We start from the raw sequence: 14,849 nt of genomic DNA on the forward strand, positions 1-14,849 counted from the left end.
GTTTTTGACAGAAATCTTCTTTCCCTAAGGGGTGGCGCCAATGAATAAGGTACTCGTAATTGAAGATGACGTCATGATGAGTGATATGCTGTCGATGTACTTGTCAGAAGAAGGGTATTCGGTTAGGCAAGCAGGGAGCGGCGAAGAAGGTTTGCGGACGGTTCAGGACTTTGCTCCTGATATTGTGTTGCTGGATCTGATGCTGCCTGATATGGACGGGATGGAGGTTTGTACCTCTATTCGCGAACGATCGCATGTGCCAATTATGATATTGTCGATGAAAAATGAAGTGTCCGAGCGCGTCCAGGCGTTAAAAGCCGGGGCGGATGATTATATGTGCAAACCATTCAGCATGCATGAGATGACAGCAAGAGTAGAGGCTTTAATTCGGCGCTCTCACTTTAGTACGGCAGAGATGGCAAGCGCCGAAGAGACGGAAGAATCCATTCTGTCGCCGATTCAGCTGGATGCCGAGCGCAGAATGCTTCTCGTCAGAGGCCATCTAATCGAGACTACCTTTTCTGAGTTCGAGATGATGAAGCTGTTCTTGTCTCACCCCGGGAAAGTGTTCAGCAGAGAAGAATTAATTAATACAATCCGAGGGTTTGATTCATTCGTAACGGATAGAGCCATTGACGTTCATATCGTTAATTTACGCAAAAAAATCGAGCAAAACCCGAAAGAGCCCCGCTTAATCCGCACGGTATGGGGCTTTGGTTACAAATATACGAGCGACCACAGTCAGGATCATGATTAAGGTTAACGCCGAAAGATCCCCTCGCTGCAGGGTGATCTTTTTTTGTACCCGCATACCCGCTAGTTGTCCGTGCCTAACATACTTCTAAAGAACAATCCGCAATTTTTCTAATATTTATATGGGACTATAGGATTACAGATAAGACTAAAGGATGGTGTAACAATCGTGCATGGGTTAGCCAATTTACCTGAACGGCAAGAGGCTTATGCTCAGCTGGATGTGGCTTTAAGCGGCGCGCGGGCAACCGGTCAGCGGCTCGTGGTGGCGTTAATACAGATTGACCGGTTCTACGGAGTGAACGAGGTCAAAGGCATAGATGCAGGAAACCAAGTACTGGACAGGATCGGAGCGAAGTTAAGGCAAGGCGAAGGCACCGTATTTGTCACCTTAATCAGCGGAGATACTTTCCTGATGGCCAGGGAAATCGGATACTCGCAGGCGGAATGCGCAGGCGCAGTCGAAGAAATGAAATATGCGGCGCATTATCCGGTGGAGATAGATGGGGCCGAACTTCATCTGACGGCGAGCATCGGAACATGCCTGTTCCCGCAAAACGGACGGACAAGCGAGAGATTGCTAGGCCATGCGGAGACCGCTCTCCTGAAATCGCGGGAGCAAGGCGGGAACCGCATTACGTTCTATAGCGAAGAGGAGACGGATCAGATGAACCGCTGGCTCGAGGTTGGAGCCGCTTTGCGTCCGGCTCTATATTTGCGTCAATTCCATCTAAGCTACCAGCCGATCTTCCGTACCGAGACCGGACGTCTTCGCGGCTTCGAAGCGCTTCTAAGATGGAATCAGCCGGAGCTTGGCACGATATGGCCGGGAGAATTCATCCCGATCGCCGAGCAGAACGGCTTAATCGTACCGATTGGCGAATGGGCGCTGCGCGAAGCGTGCCGGATGCTCGCGGGCATGCAGGAATACGGCTCGAAGGAGCTTGTCATTTCGGTCAATATCTCGCATGTGCAGCTGATGGACGGTTCATTCTGCAGCATGGTAGCCCATGTGCTGGAGGAGGTGGGCATTGAGCCTTCCTCGCTCGAGCTTGAGGTGAAGGAGGATGTTATTCTTCATTTCACGGACAAGACGTTAGCCGTGCTCAGCCAGCTGCGGACACTCGGCGTGAGGATTACGCTCGACAACTTCGGGGAAGGGTATTCGTCGCTTGCCAATCTGAAGCAGTTGCCGGTCAACAATGTGAAGATCAGCAAATCCTTCATCCGCCAGATCGATACCGAAAGCGTAGAGCGGCATATCGTTGAGGCGATGATCGGATTGCTCCATAAGCTGGAGATCGAAGTGATCGCTGGCGGTGTCGAGTATGAGGAGCAGTACAAGCTGCTTCGCGAATGGAACTGTGATTTTGTCCAAGGTTTCTTGCTCGGGTCGCCGATGCAACCGGATTTGCTAGACATGTCGATCAACCGCAAATCAACGCAAACCGCATAGAATTGAGCCCATAACAAACAAGCCCTGAACGGTCTGCATCATGCAGAAACGTTCAGGGCTTTGCTTTTTATCGTTCATAGGACTCGGCTCGGCAGGTTAACTTACTTCGAGATACAGCTTGGTTCCGTCATTATATTGAAAAATCGCAACGTCGCGGACAACCTCGACACTTGAAATACGTTTCCACTTTTTGCGGAAATCGAAGTTGAATTCCATCTCAATCAATTTATGATGAAGTTGGTCTACGGAAGCCGCCTGATCGTTAACGTAATAAACGGGAACCGAACGGTCTTTGAAGGTAATGATTCTCATCATCCCAATCGCACCTCCACTCGTTTTTTTCCAGTTTACTCGAAACGTTTTAGCCGCTTATAAAACGGTCATAAGGTAATTGTTTAATTTACTAACCTTTTCCTAACATTTCATTAACTGCTGTAACTGCCGTATTTTTTCTTATAGTGGCTATGGCCGTAAGGCGGCTGCTGAGGCGGATAGTGATTGCCTTTTTTGTAGTCGCTGCTGCTATGGCTGTAATGTCCTTGTCCGTAGTGACCTTTTCCGTATTGGCCGTGTTTGTTGTAATGTTTGCCGGTTACTGAGCCGAGGAGTCGTTGCAGCATGTGTCTAATCATGAACTTGACCTCCTTTGAAAAATGCGAAGCAATTTTTACTTCGTAAGCATGGGCTTAAAAATGCGAAGCAATGCAAGCTTACTTCATATTAAGTCTGTTTACTAATTTTCAAACATCGCAGACTTATCAAGTTATACGTAATTGTGAAAGGCAGGTTTCGTAATACGGCGTCTAATCCGCGTCTTAATGAAGAAACCTTAACCGGCCGGCCGCCGTATGTGTAGGGCAAGGAGGGATTGCTATCCGGTTTAAACAATGGATAACGAATTGGATGGATTATCCGCTGAGACAGGGGATGCTATGGGCGGGAATTTATCGCATAGATGAGTTTTTAGGGATGGGAAGCTACGGGCAGACCTATCGCTGCAGCGATCTGAGAGACGGATCAACCGTTCTGCTGAAGCGGGCCAAACCAAGCAAACGGGCTACCGGAAGGCGACTGCTGAAGCGGGAAAATGATCTTCTTCGGCAGCTTGCCCATCCGCAAATGCCGAGATGGCTGGACTGGTCCAAACACCGCCGGGAAACGGCGCTTGTTATGGAATATATAGAAGGATTGAACGTTGAGCAGGCAATTTTATTGCAGGAAAGAACCTATACGCAGCTGGAGTCCCTTCGTATGCTTCAGGACTTGTTGCCTCCTCTGGAGCATTTGCATCACGCCGGTTACGTGCATCGCGATGTCCGAATTCCGAATGTCATCCTAAGCGGTGAAGAGATTTACCTGATTGATTTGGGTCTGGCTTGCCGAATCGGCGAAGCGAATCCGGACGGACAGGAACGGGATAGGGAAGCGGCGCCTAGCGGATTCGCTGACAGCTGGGGAGCGGTGAAGCACCGCATGCGTCAGCCGGAAGAGGCGAGCGACTTGTACGGGTTAGGCCATTTTTTCTTATTTCTCATGTATGCGGGTTATATACCGGAAGAGGGACAGACGGAGCTAAGCTGGGAAGAGGAGCTTGCGCTTGATCCCATGGTTAAGAGCTTTGTGAAAGGGCTACTGGAGAGCAGATGGCGATCGGCGGCGGAATGCAGGCAACAATTGGAGAAGACCATTCACCATTATTCCTCGGGAAATAACAAATAAAGCGGTAATTTGTCGAAAAACAGCAACAAAATATATATTTTCATATCACACCTAAGTCATTCGCCTGCGCTTTATCGCTCATAGATTCATAGAATATAACACGATGATAGAGTGTGAAGTGAAGGAAGTGGCGGTATGATCTCATGGGAGGATATCACGAATTTTATTGATCCCAAGCTAATGATTGTGGTGGTGACTTGCTGGGTAATCGGGTACATGCTGAAGCAGACGCCGGCGGTACCGGATTGGACGATTGTGTATGCGGTAACGGCTGTGGCCATTGCAAGCTCCGGCCTGATCTTGGGCTTTACGGTACAAAGCGTGCTGCAGGGTATTTTGTGCGGGGCCTTTTCCGTGTACGGAAGCCAGCTGGTGAAGCAGACGTTTTTGAAGAGGAAAGATTGACGCTTATGTAATGAGCAAAGGCACAGGGTCCGGGAAGCCGGTCCGCTGTGCCTTTTGCTTGGCTGCTCCTCCAAAATGACGGCGCAGCCGTTTACGCTTGGTTAGTGTTGAATAACGCCGCAAGCTACGCGAGCGCCGGAATTGCCGGACGGATCTGTCTTATAGTCGTCGGCTTTCTCATGAATGACAAGCGCAGTGCCGGATTTAGGGAGCAGCGAGTTTGCCGCTTCCGTGTCGAGCGACACGTTCTTCGAGATGATCTCGGCCTTCACGGTACCGTCTTTACCAACCGTAATGTTGGGCAGATCGCCGTCATGGAAGCCTTGCGGGTTATCGAAGCCATGCTGCTTGTTTTTCGGATTGAGGTGCGAGCCGGCCGTTTCGAAGGACGGACCTTCGCATTTGCCGACATTATGGAAGTGTATGCCGTGAACGCCTGGCGTAAGCCCTTTTGCCTCCAGCTTCAAATGCACGCCATCCTTCTCTTCGGTCAGCACGGCTGTACCGACCTGGGTACCTTTCGCATCCACGAAAGCCGCTTTTGCTTCCATGACATGACTGCGCGTATGGTGGCCATGCCCGTGGTTTGCCATTGCCGCGCCTGCAAATCCGCAGCTTGCGACGAGGAAGCCCAGCGAGCATAACATCATTGATTTGTTCATGTGATCCTCCTTGGGGCGTAGTTTCCAAGTTAGCTTTTACCAAGTGGATGGCAAATATTCATGTGCGGCAAATTTATGGCATGAATCATTTACTCTATAAATCTATATTTCTATTAATTTATGCGGTTGTCCGCATCCACCTGTCCATACCACTCTATCAATTGCTGAATAGGATAGAAGCAGATCGATTGAGAGGAGTGAATTGAATGTCTGCTAAATTTAAAGTGAAGGTTAGAAGCGTTACACGTAAAGCGAAAAAAGGTGCTCGTATCTCGAACTGCGGTTGTACTATGGGGGATCGTGTAGGTGGGGTAGAATCCGGCAACAACAATGGCCGCCATCATTGCGACAATCACCGTGAAGATCCGGCAGTTGCCGGTGTTCAGGATATGGGTAAAGAGCTCAGCAAAGTATTTGCCAATCTGAAAAACGAAGAAAACGCAGAAAGACTTGTAAGAGCGATCCGCAACCATGATGCCAGAACGATTAATAAATTGGTCGGCTGCGATTGCCGCGTTGTAGATTTCTTCCGTACAAGAAATGCAGATTGCGTACGCGTTAGATGCTCCTTTGGTCCGTACAAAGATGTGGCTGTTTCCTTCGATATTTGCGTTCGCCGTGCCGTTGACGACATCAGCGACCGCGATGACCGCCACAGAGGCTGCTGCTCCTTCTAAACCGGGTATAAGTTATTAGTAACAGAGTAAAGGCTGTTCCCAATAACAAGGGAGCAGCCTTTTTGCCGTGCTGTGCTTTTACACTCATTCATCCGCCTACGCATACGATATGGAAGATATCGCGTGGTACAGGAGGCGAAATAACTATGCCGATTATCCCGAATTTTCCGCGGGAATGGCTGGAGGAACATAAAGTCTGGCATCATCAGCATCATGTGACGCCGGGCACGATCCCTCCGATTGGGTTCGGAGAGCAGTTCTTAAGGTTTCACCGTTATTTTATTAATAAGGTGAATAACTGGTTTGACAGCGTAGGTTACGACAAGCGGGCTATCGCGGGCTGGCCGGAAATGCCGGCTGGCATATTGCGGGCGCCCTGCATGAATCAACAGGCGTTATACCGGATTCTATACAATCCGCAGTCTTTTCCGTCGCTTGACGAGTTTGGCCGGTTCCTGGAGTCCAGCGGCGTTCACGGTTGTATCCATGCAACGGCTTCGCGGCTGTACAACTCACCTGAGATCGACAACTTTGACCTGGCGCCGAGACAAACGGTATTCTACAACATCCACGGCATGATCGACCAGTGGTACAAGAACTGGGAAGCTGCCTGGGGAGTACGGTCGGGCATTGATAGCAGCAATGTCAGAAAACAAGAGCTTCCGGGCGGCGTGTCGGTTACGTACAATCGCGCAAAGCCCTCATTATTGACGCGTAGTAGCTCGGCTCCCGAGGCACAAATTCAGCAGCTCGGACGGCTCGCGTCCCCTTGGGTCGCACACCATCAGCCGTCAGCTCAACGCCTTCACACACCAGCTCCTGCACCTCGCCCTCGAACAGCGCAATCATCTGTTCGACGTCAGCCTCGTATACAGCCGCCACTTCTTCAGCTTGCAGCTTTAAGGCGTCAAGCGGCACAGAGCACACAAGGGCAAAAACGTCGCTGACCTCGCGGTCAATAAAAGGCACGCCTTTCGCTTCGCCGACCATCTCCTTGCGCGTCTCGCCGAGCGGAATGAGATCCTCGAAGCGGGCGACAACGCCCAGCTCTTCTTCGATCTCGCGCACCGCGTCCCGCACCGTCTCGCCGGCCGTCAGATGGCCGGCCGCCGTAATATCATAACAGCCGGGATAGGTATCTTTCCCGGCTTGGCGAAGCTGGAACCGCACGATGCGGCGGTCTCCTTCGCGATGCGTCAGCCAGCAGTGAAAGGACCGGTGCCAATAGCCATGGGCATGGGTCTCGGACCGGCTGGCGGTGCCTAGCGGGTTAAGCTGTTCATCGTATATATCGAAGAATTCTTCGGCCATCTGGAGGACCACCTTTTTGTAAGCTATGGTTTAAGGTTACGTGCTGCTGCTAACGGTGCCTTCCAGCTGGGAGGTGCAATATTTGCAGCGCGTTGCTTTGATCGGTACTTGGGACAAGCAGTACGGACATTCTTTCTCCGTAGGTGCGGCAGGCGCTGCCACCTCTTCAGGCTTGATCCGGCGCAGGATGTTAATCCCTTTCACCAGCATGAAGATACAAAAGGCAACGATTAGGAAGTCCAGCAAGACGTTGATAAACTGGCCGTAAGCGATAACCGCCACGCCATATTTGGTCGCATCCGCAATCGTGTGAATGCTGTCCATTGTGACGCCTTCGGGCAACGGCTTGTCCGAGCCGAGATTAATGAACAGATCCTTGAAGTCCACACCGCCGAGCAATCGCCCGATAGGAGGCATAATGATATCGTTGACGAGCGAAGTAACGATCTTGCCGAAGGCGCCGCCGATAATGACACCAACCGCCAGATCGATAACGTTCCCTTTGATGGCGAATTCTTTAAATTCGTGAATAATCTTTTTCATCCAAATTCCCTCCTGCAAAACATTAATATAACCACTATCTATGTAATCTACTCTACTATATTAGTCGATCTCGCAGCTGATAGAAAGGGCGGGATCCTGAGCGCGGCAGCTTTTAGAAAAATGCAACTTCCTTCAGCCATTGGCCGTAATAGGCTTAGGCTTTTGTTTTTGAATATTAATTTCATGCTAAGAATGAAGGGATGGATGACATGTTTAATCGTTTATTGGCCAGTATTGGAATTGGTTCCGCCAAAATCGATACGCTTCTTGAAAAGTCACAATATGTGCCTGGCGAAGAGGTCCGGGGTGTAGTCAATATTCGTGGGGGCAACGTTCCGCAAAACATAGACACCATTCAGCTATCGGTGATGACCGAATACATTCGCGAAAGCAATGACAGCAAAATCCGCCAGCATGGGGAGATCGGACGTTATCATGTCAGCGCCCCGTTCACGCTGCAGGCGGGCGAGACGAAGGAAGTTCCGTTCTCGTTCGCTCTGCCATACCAGACACCGCTTACGATCGGCAGAGCGCCGGTCTGGGTCAAGACCGAGCTTGAAGTACGCGGCGGCGTAGATCCGGGAGACAACGACAGGATTGACGTCCTGCCTTCAAACGGCATCAATACCGTGCTTAACGCATTGGATATGCTGGGCTTCCGGCTTCGTCAGGCAGAATGCGAATATGCTCCCCGCCATGGCGGCGTGCTGCCGTTCGTGCAGGAGTTCGAATTTGTACCGACCAGTGAATTTCGCGGTCAACTGGATGAGCTCGAAGTGATGTTCTACTCCTCCGAACGCGAGCTTGAGCTGTTGCTTCAGGTAGACCGGAAAGTACGCGGGCTCGGCAGCTTGTTCGCGGAAGCGCTTGATCTGGATGAGACGTTTGTGCGCTGCAGATTTACGGAAGAGCAGCTTCAAGCGGGACCTGCGGGAATCGCCCGTCAGCTGTCCGATCTCATTGCCAGAACGATCTAGTGGGTAGGAGGTCCGAGATGCTTCGCTTGGGGCATCTCGGATTTTTTTGTTTGGATGGAATCTGCCCGCAGCTGACAGGGAAGGCTTGGCTAATTTAGCGTTTGTGGCATAATAAGGGGAAGACAAGAAGGGTGGCGCGTATTCGCATATCGCATATCGCATGTCGCTCGTGAAGGAGAAGTTGGTATGACAATTGGGGCGCGGGTGCTCAAGACGGGAATGGCAGTCGCACTAGCCATCTACATAAGTGAAATTTTTGGTTTTGCTTCGCCGCTTATAACGACGGTCGCTGCGATTCTGACGATCCAGCCGTCCATCTACCGCTCGTGGCAGCAAGTGCTCGATCAGCTGCAGACGAATGTTTTAGGTGCCGCGATGGCGCTAGCTGCCATGAAGTTATTTGGACAAACGCCGATTGCGGTTGGACTTGTATGTATTTTAGTTATTTTGGTAAGTATTCGGTTGAAGATGGAAACAACGATTGGCGTTACGCTAGTTACCGTAGTCGCCATTATGGAGGCACATGGGCAGGAAATGACAATCGCGCTTGAGCGTTTCCTGATGGTTATGGCAGGAATCGGGGCGGCTTTTACTGTAAACGTGCTTGTCTTTCCTCCCCGGCCAAGGAGACAGTTCAGCGATCAGGTGCATCATGCGTTTAACCAAATGTCGCTGCTGCTTCGGACCGCGATATCCAATGAAATGCGGGAGCAGGTATACCGCAGCGAGAAAAACAAGCTGCACAAGACGCTGCGCAAGCTCGAGGATAGCTACAATCTGTTTGAAGAGGAGCGCAAGGTGCTGGCTCGCGCGAAAATCAGCCATGCCCGCCAGCTGCTCGTCTCCAAACAGATGATCAAGGCGCTGCAGAAGGGTTCGGATCTGCTCGAGGTCGTCGAGGAGCATTATTTCTCGGCGCCAAAAGCAGGCGATTGGGCCGCCCGGTTCGACCGGCAAATCGAAGATTTGACGAAGTACCATGAATCCATCGTGCTGAAGCTGGAGAACAAAATGAAGCGCAATATGTCCATGGAGCCGGGAGAGGAGCGGGAAGCGCGTCTCGTCTCCGAGCTCACGGACTATGTCCGCGAGGATCCTGATGAGCATAAGCGGCTCATCTTCGTTGCTTCGGCGTTGTTCGAATACGCCTACCATCTTCGCCGCCTCGAAAAACTCGTCGACCATTCCCAGCGTACCCCCGGCGAAGCCGAAGAACGCCGCCCCGTCGACAAAGCCGACGAACCGGCAATGTTAGGGGACTAGCTACCAAATCGGCCAAGAATCGGCCGAAAGAGAAAGTGTTTAGCCTGCTTAACGATGCGTCACATCGTTAAGGTCATAAAAAACGAGCCAGCGCAGCGCGGCGATAACAGCGACAGCCGTCGGCTAATTACCAGCCGACGACAAGAGGCCCCCTCAAAATAATGAGGGGACCTCTTTTTTGTTTGCTGCGGCGCAGGGAGGAGGGGTAGAGGGAATGTATCTCCTGGAGGAGCGTAGCGTTTGCCTTTGTGTACACTTTGCTACATCTGAACATTGTTCAAGCAAAGTGTACACAACAGCAACCGGAAGGAGATACATTCCCGTCATCCCCGACCACCCCCAGCATCCAGCAAAAACAATCCTAAGAGTCCGTCTTATTACTCCCCTTGTGACGTCGAGGATGCTGCATATGGGCTTCCGGATCATCGTCGCCGTCTTTCGCGACGAGACGCGGGTCGGTACGTCCTTCATGGTGGTTGTCGAAGTCAAGCTCGACAAGCTCCCATTCCGTCGTGCCGTTCTGCGGATCGGCAGGGAATACGCCGCCGCGTTCAAGCTTTTCTACGCGGCCTAATTCATTTTTATAAACACCCGATACCTCGACATGTTCGCCTGACATCGGATCCATTTCATTATGCTGTTCTTGCTCGCTCATGGCCCATTCGTCCTTCCCTTAGCTTATAATCCGTGCTTCGGTACCGCTGCTGCATCGGCTTGGGATTGCATCTGGCTTACTTTCTGCTTGCCTTTGCCGGTACGATCGGCTAATGATTGCGCTTTGCTGGCTTCGACTTGTTTATGGGACGGCCATTCACCTGACATGCTGCCATCCTCCTTTCGGCAGTTGATCCTTTAGAGTTTGCCACGAAAGGAGGCGTTGTATGAGCTATCGGGGGCGAGAGGAACAAATTGCTGTTTAATTCACGTGGTAGCGGGACTCGAGCTTCTTGCCGCCGAACCACATAATGATAATGACGGCGCAAGTGACGAAGATCCGCCAAGGCTCCTCGCGGAAGCTGCTGATATTGAAGCTGATCAAAGAGATGCTTAGGATCATGACCCCTTTGCCGAGAATCGTTGCGAGAACGAAGGTACTCAAGGGGATTTTGCTAAAGCCCGAAACAATATTAATAATGGAGGACGGCGAGAATGGGAAGCAGGCCAGCAGAAAAAGCGGCGTGAACCCTTTTTGGTCCACCCATTTGAAGAACCTCTCGCTGCGGGGGAACCTGCGTTCAATCCTCGCCTTCACATTTTTCCCCAGCTTGCGGCTAATGAGGAATACGCAGATCGCTCCGATGGATACGCCGATCCAGGAGAGCAGAAAACCTAGCCACAGCCCAAAAATATTCGCGTTAGCCGCCACAATGACCACTAAAGGAAGGAAAGGCAGGAACGATTCAAGAAGCGGCAGCAAGATGCCGGGCAAAATGCCAAACTGCGAATAGCTTTCCAGCGTCCGCTGCAAATGCTCAAGGTCCAGACTTCTCATTTCGACATACAATTGATCCATGCTCTCCATCACATGCATTGTTCAATACCTACCCCACTTAACCCCAATCGGGGAATAATTCGTTCTTCCTCATTTGCCGCCGCTCATCTTGGATGCTGGGATCAGGACATATAGCAAGGCAATGAGTCCAAACAACACGGCGCTTGTCCAGATCACCGTATGCGAACCGAAACTCGCGGCCAGCACGCCGCCTGCAACCGGGCCAATCATGCCGCCCAGTCCTTCAACGGTCGATAGCAGCCCCCAGCCTAGCCCTTCTTGCTTCGGCGGTACATAAGCCGCAAGCAAAGCATTCCAAGCCGGCAAAATCGCTGCATAAGATAAGCCGAGAATTACGACAATAATTAAACAATACCAAAATGGGAGCCGCCATGCCAATAAATAGAGACCGGCAGCAAACAGGGCGAATCCGAGAATGAGAAAATACTTCTTGCCGCCAAGCTTGTCCGACAGTCGGCCCATCGGGATTAGCCCGGCTCCGGCACAGGCCCCTCCGGCAATAAGCAGCATGGAGTACTGGGCACCGGCTAGTCCAAGTTCCTGCTCTGCAAAGTTCGGCAGAACGGGAACCAGCATGCTTGCGCCGGCCGTTTGCAGAATCATGCCGGGCAGAAGCATACGCATAGCTTTTATACGTTCGGATAACGCAACAAGTTGCCGTTTTAACGGAATCGCTTGATACTGTTGCGATCCGCTTGGTCTAACGTCCTTGATGAAGAAGGTCAGGAAAGCAACAAAGATGGACAATATCAGCAGCATGTTATACGTACCGTTGACATAGTAGTCGAGCAGAATATTGCACACAATTGGCCCGGCGCCTAGACCGGCAAGCCAAATCGTGTAGAAAAAGCCCATCTGGGTAGCCCGCTCGTTGTTCGATACCCTCGTCAGACAAACGATCCAGATCGGCGACATCCCAATTCCGTATAAGGCGCTAGCCACAATAAATAGCCAGGCCATGTCGGCAAACGGGATAAGAAATACGCCAACGAGCGAGATCATCAGCCCGGTCTGCACAACGAACCGCATCGAGAACCGGTCGAGCAGGTAGCCTATCACCATTTTGAGCAAGGTATCCGTCAAATAATGCGCGGTAATGGCTATTCCGATCACATCCAGCGACAGGCCAAGCACCTTTGCGCCATAAATGGGGAGCAGGCTGATCAGCACCGCTCCCCGCACGAATTCAACAAGAAACAAGATAACGGAGATCAACTTGAGCCCCGATCCGAACCTCATCCCCATGTTCAGCACCTACGATTACAAATTTCATCCTTAACTATAGCGTTGACCAAATTTTGTATTCCAATCGTATTCTTGCAAAATATGATGGGCAATGTTGTCCGCTGCCGCCTCTTTGGTCTGCAGGCGTTGCACCGCCATTTGGCTGCGCTGAAGTTGCTCGGGATTCGTTACTAACCCGGTTATGGCTGCCGCCAGCTCTTCCGGATCATAGGCAATGCTCGCAGCTCCTTTGGACTGCAGGTAAAGGGCGTTTTTCTTCTCTTGGCCGGGTACCGGACGGTAGAGGAAGAGCGGAAGACCCGCGTATATGGCTTCGGCAAGCGTCACGCCGCCGGGTTTAGAGACGAGGCAGGTGGAGAGAGCCATCAGCTCATGCACTTCATTGACAAATCCGAATACATGAAGCCGCTTGTCATGGCCCATTTGACTTTCCATAGACGATTTCAAGACATTGTTGCGTCCGCATACGAGGGCGATCTGCGTATTCGGAAGCTGCTCCAGCAGATGGCTGCAGAGCTCGCCCGAGTCCGGCATAACGCCTTGAGCGCCGGGCATCATCAGAATGACGGGTTGATCGGCACGGAGGCCGTATTTTTCATATAACTCGAAGGTGGGAGACAGAGTGCCGCGGAAGCCCCGCCCTAGCGGAATGCCGCTTACGGAGACGCGTCCGGGATGGATGCCAAGCGAGCCAAGCTCCTGCTTCAAATCATCGGTAGCGACGAAATACCGGCCGATTCCGGGATGTACCCAGCGGCGGTGAAGATCAAAGTCGGTAATAACCGTGTAAGTAGGGATGTTCATGTTTTTTTTCAATTTGCGATGGTGTAGGGAAGGCAATGCGAAGAAGGGAAAGGTATGAATGACCGCGTCGGGCTGCTCTTTTTGAAGCAGCTTTCTGATCTTGTCGCGGCCAAAGGAGTGCAGGAAACCTCCGAATAGGGAGTTGTGCTTCATCGGACGGGTAACATCATAGACCCAGCCGTACAAATAAGGAATATGCGTATAGCTCTTCAAATAAACGCGTCTTGTCATCTCGTTCAGCCAAGGATGGGACTCGGCCATCAGGTCGACCATCACGGTCCTGTCATTGCCCTGCTCCTCTAGCGCGTCCCGGATCGCTTTGGCTGCCTGCAAATGTCCTTCTCCGTACGAAGCATACAAAATCAACACCTTTGGCTGATGGCTGTTAGGATAACGAACCAATAGATGCACACCTCCTGCCGCCAGTATAGCGGATCAATGTCAACGCATTGTGATCAAGTTGGTTCCTTCGTGTTAATTTTGTATAATGGGACTTGTATCCAAAATTTGATCTGGGACGAATAGGAGTGAATCGGGAGATGAAGTACACCTATCTGGGCCAATCTGGCCTTCGTGTGAGCCGGCTTTGCCTGGGAACGATGAATTTTGGCGTAGACACCGAAGAGAAAGAAGCTTTCCGCATCATGGATGCGGCGCTAGACGCAGGCATTAATTTTTTTGATACCGCAAATATTTATGGCTGGGGCGAGAATTCCGGCCGCACGGAAGAGATTATCGGCAAGTGGTTCGCGCAAGGCGGCGGACGCCGCGAGAAAACAGTGCTCGCTACCAAAGTATACGGCGACATGCATGATCCTTATGACGGTCCGAACCGAGAAGCTGGTCTTTCGGCCTATAAAATTCGCCGTCACCTCGATAGCTCGCTTCGCCGTCTGCAGACGGATCATATCGAGCTGTACCAGATGCACCACGTTGACCGGAACGTGAATTGGAATGAGCTATGGGGCGCGTTCCAGACAGCCGTTCACCAAGGCAAAATCGGTTATGTGGGATCGAGCAACTTTGCGGGCTGGGATATTGCGGTCGCGCAAGGGGAAGCAAAAGCTAGAGGCGTGCTGGGACTAGTATCCGAGCAGCACAAATATAATCTGCTCTGCCGTTTGCCGGAGCTTGAAGTATTACCGGCTTCGAAGGCGCTTGGACTCGGAGTTATTCCTTGGAGTCCGCTTGACGGAGGTTTGCTATCCGGAAGCCATCGCCATGGCGGGTCGGGCAGACGGAGCGGGGAGAAGAACGAGCGCTTCGCGCAAGTGAAGCCGCAGCTTGATGCGTATGCGGCATTATGCGATGAGCTTGGGGAAACCGAGGATCTCGTATCGCTGGCATGGCTGCTTGCGAATCCGGCCGTTACGGCACCGATTATCGGGGTGCGTACGCTCGAGCAATTCGAACGTTCGCTTCGCGCGGTAGAGCTTGAGCTGGACGAGTCGGTGCTGAAGCGGATCGACGAGATTTTCCCTGGTCCAGGCGCAGACGCGCCGAAAGCCTACGCTTGGTAAA

The 14,849-nt window shown here is 51.7% G+C and carries 18 protein-coding genes; 8 read left to right on the forward strand and 10 right to left on the reverse strand.

Going from position 1 to position 14,849, the window contains the following annotated elements:
- The first annotated feature begins 40 nt into the window (after positions 1-40).
- Positions 41-757, forward strand: a complete 717-nt coding sequence (locus tag QQK89_RS08730; RefSeq protein WP_284238150.1) for a response regulator transcription factor — start codon at positions 41-43, stop codon at positions 755-757.
- A gap of 165 nt (positions 758-922) precedes the next feature.
- Positions 923-2,209 (forward strand): putative bifunctional diguanylate cyclase/phosphodiesterase, encoded by a 1,287-nt coding sequence (locus QQK89_RS08735; protein ID WP_284238152.1) that lies wholly within the window; start codon positions 923-925, stop codon positions 2,207-2,209.
- 96 nt (positions 2,210-2,305) lie between these two features.
- Here QQK89_RS08735 and QQK89_RS08740 read toward each other — a convergent pair whose 3' ends face one another.
- On the reverse strand, positions 2,306-2,524 hold the full coding sequence (locus QQK89_RS08740) for a hypothetical protein (RefSeq protein WP_284238153.1): 219 nt from the start codon (positions 2,522-2,524) through the stop codon (positions 2,306-2,308).
- A gap of 110 nt (positions 2,525-2,634) precedes the next feature.
- On the reverse strand, positions 2,635-2,841 hold the full coding sequence (locus QQK89_RS08745) for a hypothetical protein (RefSeq protein WP_284238154.1): 207 nt from the start codon (positions 2,839-2,841) through the stop codon (positions 2,635-2,637).
- A gap of 271 nt (positions 2,842-3,112) precedes the next feature.
- Between QQK89_RS08745 and QQK89_RS08750 the strand changes: the two genes are divergently transcribed.
- Positions 3,113-3,928 (forward strand): serine/threonine protein kinase, encoded by an 816-nt coding sequence (locus tag QQK89_RS08750; RefSeq protein WP_284238155.1) that lies wholly within the window; start codon positions 3,113-3,115, stop codon positions 3,926-3,928.
- A gap of 138 nt (positions 3,929-4,066) precedes the next feature.
- On the forward strand, positions 4,067-4,333 hold the full coding sequence (locus QQK89_RS08755) for a phage holin family protein (RefSeq protein ID WP_284238223.1): 267 nt from the start codon (positions 4,067-4,069) through the stop codon (positions 4,331-4,333).
- Between the two features lie 101 nt (positions 4,334-4,434).
- On the opposite strand, the gene QQK89_RS08760 is transcribed toward QQK89_RS08755, so the two are convergent.
- The gene (locus QQK89_RS08760; RefSeq protein WP_284238156.1) at positions 4,435-4,995 is read right to left on the reverse strand and encodes a superoxide dismutase family protein; all 561 of its coding nucleotides are present in this window, start codon (positions 4,993-4,995) and stop codon (positions 4,435-4,437) included.
- A gap of 206 nt (positions 4,996-5,201) precedes the next feature.
- Here QQK89_RS08760 and QQK89_RS08765 point away from each other — a divergent pair, with 206 nt between their 5' ends.
- On the forward strand, positions 5,202-5,672 hold the full coding sequence (locus QQK89_RS08765) for a hypothetical protein (RefSeq protein WP_284238157.1): 471 nt from the start codon (positions 5,202-5,204) through the stop codon (positions 5,670-5,672).
- A 678-nt stretch (positions 5,673-6,350) separates the two neighbouring features.
- Here the strand turns inward: QQK89_RS08765 and QQK89_RS08770 are convergent.
- Together QQK89_RS08770 and mscL are read right to left on the reverse strand one after the other, a co-directional pair.
- Positions 6,351-6,983: an NUDIX hydrolase gene (locus QQK89_RS08770; RefSeq protein ID WP_284238158.1), complete on the reverse strand. Its 633-nt coding sequence runs from the start codon at positions 6,981-6,983 to the stop codon at positions 6,351-6,353.
- 36 nt (positions 6,984-7,019) lie between these two features.
- On the reverse strand, positions 7,020-7,526 hold the full coding sequence (gene mscL / locus QQK89_RS08775) for a large conductance mechanosensitive channel protein MscL (RefSeq protein ID WP_284238159.1): 507 nt from the start codon (positions 7,524-7,526) through the stop codon (positions 7,020-7,022).
- Positions 7,527-7,726: 200 nt separating this feature from the next.
- Here mscL and QQK89_RS08780 point away from each other — a divergent pair, with 200 nt between their 5' ends.
- Together QQK89_RS08780 and QQK89_RS08785 are read left to right on the forward strand one after the other, a co-directional pair.
- On the forward strand, positions 7,727-8,503 hold the full coding sequence (locus tag QQK89_RS08780) for a sporulation protein (RefSeq protein WP_284238160.1): 777 nt from the start codon (positions 7,727-7,729) through the stop codon (positions 8,501-8,503).
- Between the two features lie 186 nt (positions 8,504-8,689).
- Positions 8,690-9,766 carry an FUSC family protein gene (locus QQK89_RS08785; RefSeq protein WP_284238161.1) on the forward strand — a complete coding sequence of 359 codons (1,077 nt, stop codon included), beginning with the start codon at positions 8,690-8,692 and terminating at the stop codon, positions 9,764-9,766.
- Between the two features lie 361 nt (positions 9,767-10,127).
- On the opposite strand, the gene QQK89_RS08790 is transcribed toward QQK89_RS08785, so the two are convergent.
- The 5 genes from QQK89_RS08790 to QQK89_RS08810 form a co-directional block, all read right to left on the reverse strand.
- Entirely contained in the window at positions 10,128-10,421 is a 294-nt protein-coding gene (locus QQK89_RS08790; protein WP_284238162.1) for a transposase, read from the reverse strand.
- A 23-nt stretch (positions 10,422-10,444) separates the two neighbouring features.
- Positions 10,445-10,588, reverse strand: a complete 144-nt coding sequence (locus QQK89_RS08795) for a hypothetical protein (protein ID WP_284238163.1) — start codon at positions 10,586-10,588, stop codon at positions 10,445-10,447.
- 94 nt (positions 10,589-10,682) lie between these two features.
- A complete protein-coding gene (locus QQK89_RS08800; RefSeq protein WP_284238165.1) occupies positions 10,683-11,279 on the reverse strand; it encodes a TVP38/TMEM64 family protein in 597 nt (198 codons plus the stop codon).
- Between the two features lie 69 nt (positions 11,280-11,348).
- Entirely contained in the window at positions 11,349-12,518 is a 1,170-nt protein-coding gene (locus QQK89_RS08805; protein ID WP_284238166.1) for an MFS transporter, read from the reverse strand.
- A 36-nt stretch (positions 12,519-12,554) separates the two neighbouring features.
- Complete coding sequence (locus QQK89_RS08810) at positions 12,555-13,730, reverse strand: diglucosyl diacylglycerol synthase (protein ID WP_284238167.1); 1,176 nt, start codon at positions 13,728-13,730, stop codon at positions 12,555-12,557.
- Positions 13,731-13,867: 137 nt separating this feature from the next.
- Between QQK89_RS08810 and QQK89_RS08815 the strand changes: the two genes are divergently transcribed.
- Positions 13,868-14,848, forward strand: a complete 981-nt coding sequence (locus QQK89_RS08815; RefSeq protein WP_284238168.1) for an aldo/keto reductase — start codon at positions 13,868-13,870, stop codon at positions 14,846-14,848.
- Position 14,849: the final 1 nt, after the last annotated feature.

The sequence above is a fragment of the Paenibacillus glycanilyticus genome (genome assembly GCF_030161375.1).
GTDB classification, from domain to species: domain Bacteria; phylum Bacillota; class Bacilli; order Paenibacillales; family Paenibacillaceae; genus Pristimantibacillus; species Pristimantibacillus glycanilyticus_B.

What these genes read in the sequence shown, in the direction of transcription:
- QQK89_RS08730 (WP_284238150.1), top strand. Translation starts at nt 41, where the DNA reads ATGAATAAGGTACTCGTAATTGAAGATGACGTCATGATGAGTGATATG.
- QQK89_RS08740 (WP_284238153.1), bottom strand. Translation starts at nt 2,524, where the DNA reads ATGATGAGAATCATTACCTTCAAAGACCGTTCGGTTCCCGTTTATTAC.
- QQK89_RS08745 (WP_284238154.1), bottom strand. Translation starts at nt 2,841, where the DNA reads ATGATTAGACACATGCTGCAACGACTCCTCGGCTCAGTAACCGGCAAA.
- QQK89_RS08750 (WP_284238155.1), top strand. Translation starts at nt 3,113, where the DNA reads ATGGATTATCCGCTGAGACAGGGGATGCTATGGGCGGGAATTTATCGC.
- QQK89_RS08760 (WP_284238156.1), bottom strand. Translation starts at nt 4,995, where the DNA reads ATGAACAAATCAATGATGTTATGCTCGCTGGGCTTCCTCGTCGCAAGC.
- QQK89_RS08765 (WP_284238157.1), top strand. Translation starts at nt 5,202, where the DNA reads ATGTCTGCTAAATTTAAAGTGAAGGTTAGAAGCGTTACACGTAAAGCG.
- QQK89_RS08770 (WP_284238158.1), bottom strand. Translation starts at nt 6,983, where the DNA reads ATGGCCGAAGAATTCTTCGATATATACGATGAACAGCTTAACCCGCTA.
- mscL (WP_284238159.1), bottom strand. Translation starts at nt 7,526, where the DNA reads ATGAAAAAGATTATTCACGAATTTAAAGAATTCGCCATCAAAGGGAAC.
- QQK89_RS08780 (WP_284238160.1), top strand. Translation starts at nt 7,727, where the DNA reads ATGGATGACATGTTTAATCGTTTATTGGCCAGTATTGGAATTGGTTCC.
- QQK89_RS08785 (WP_284238161.1), top strand. Translation starts at nt 8,690, where the DNA reads ATGACAATTGGGGCGCGGGTGCTCAAGACGGGAATGGCAGTCGCACTA.
- QQK89_RS08790 (WP_284238162.1), bottom strand. Translation starts at nt 10,421, where the DNA reads ATGAGCGAGCAAGAACAGCATAATGAAATGGATCCGATGTCAGGCGAA.
- QQK89_RS08795 (WP_284238163.1), bottom strand. Translation starts at nt 10,588, where the DNA reads ATGTCAGGTGAATGGCCGTCCCATAAACAAGTCGAAGCCAGCAAAGCG.
- QQK89_RS08800 (WP_284238165.1), bottom strand. Translation starts at nt 11,279, where the DNA reads ATGGATCAATTGTATGTCGAAATGAGAAGTCTGGACCTTGAGCATTTG.
- QQK89_RS08805 (WP_284238166.1), bottom strand. Translation starts at nt 12,518, where the DNA reads ATGAGGTTCGGATCGGGGCTCAAGTTGATCTCCGTTATCTTGTTTCTT.
- QQK89_RS08815 (WP_284238168.1), top strand. Translation starts at nt 13,868, where the DNA reads ATGAAGTACACCTATCTGGGCCAATCTGGCCTTCGTGTGAGCCGGCTT.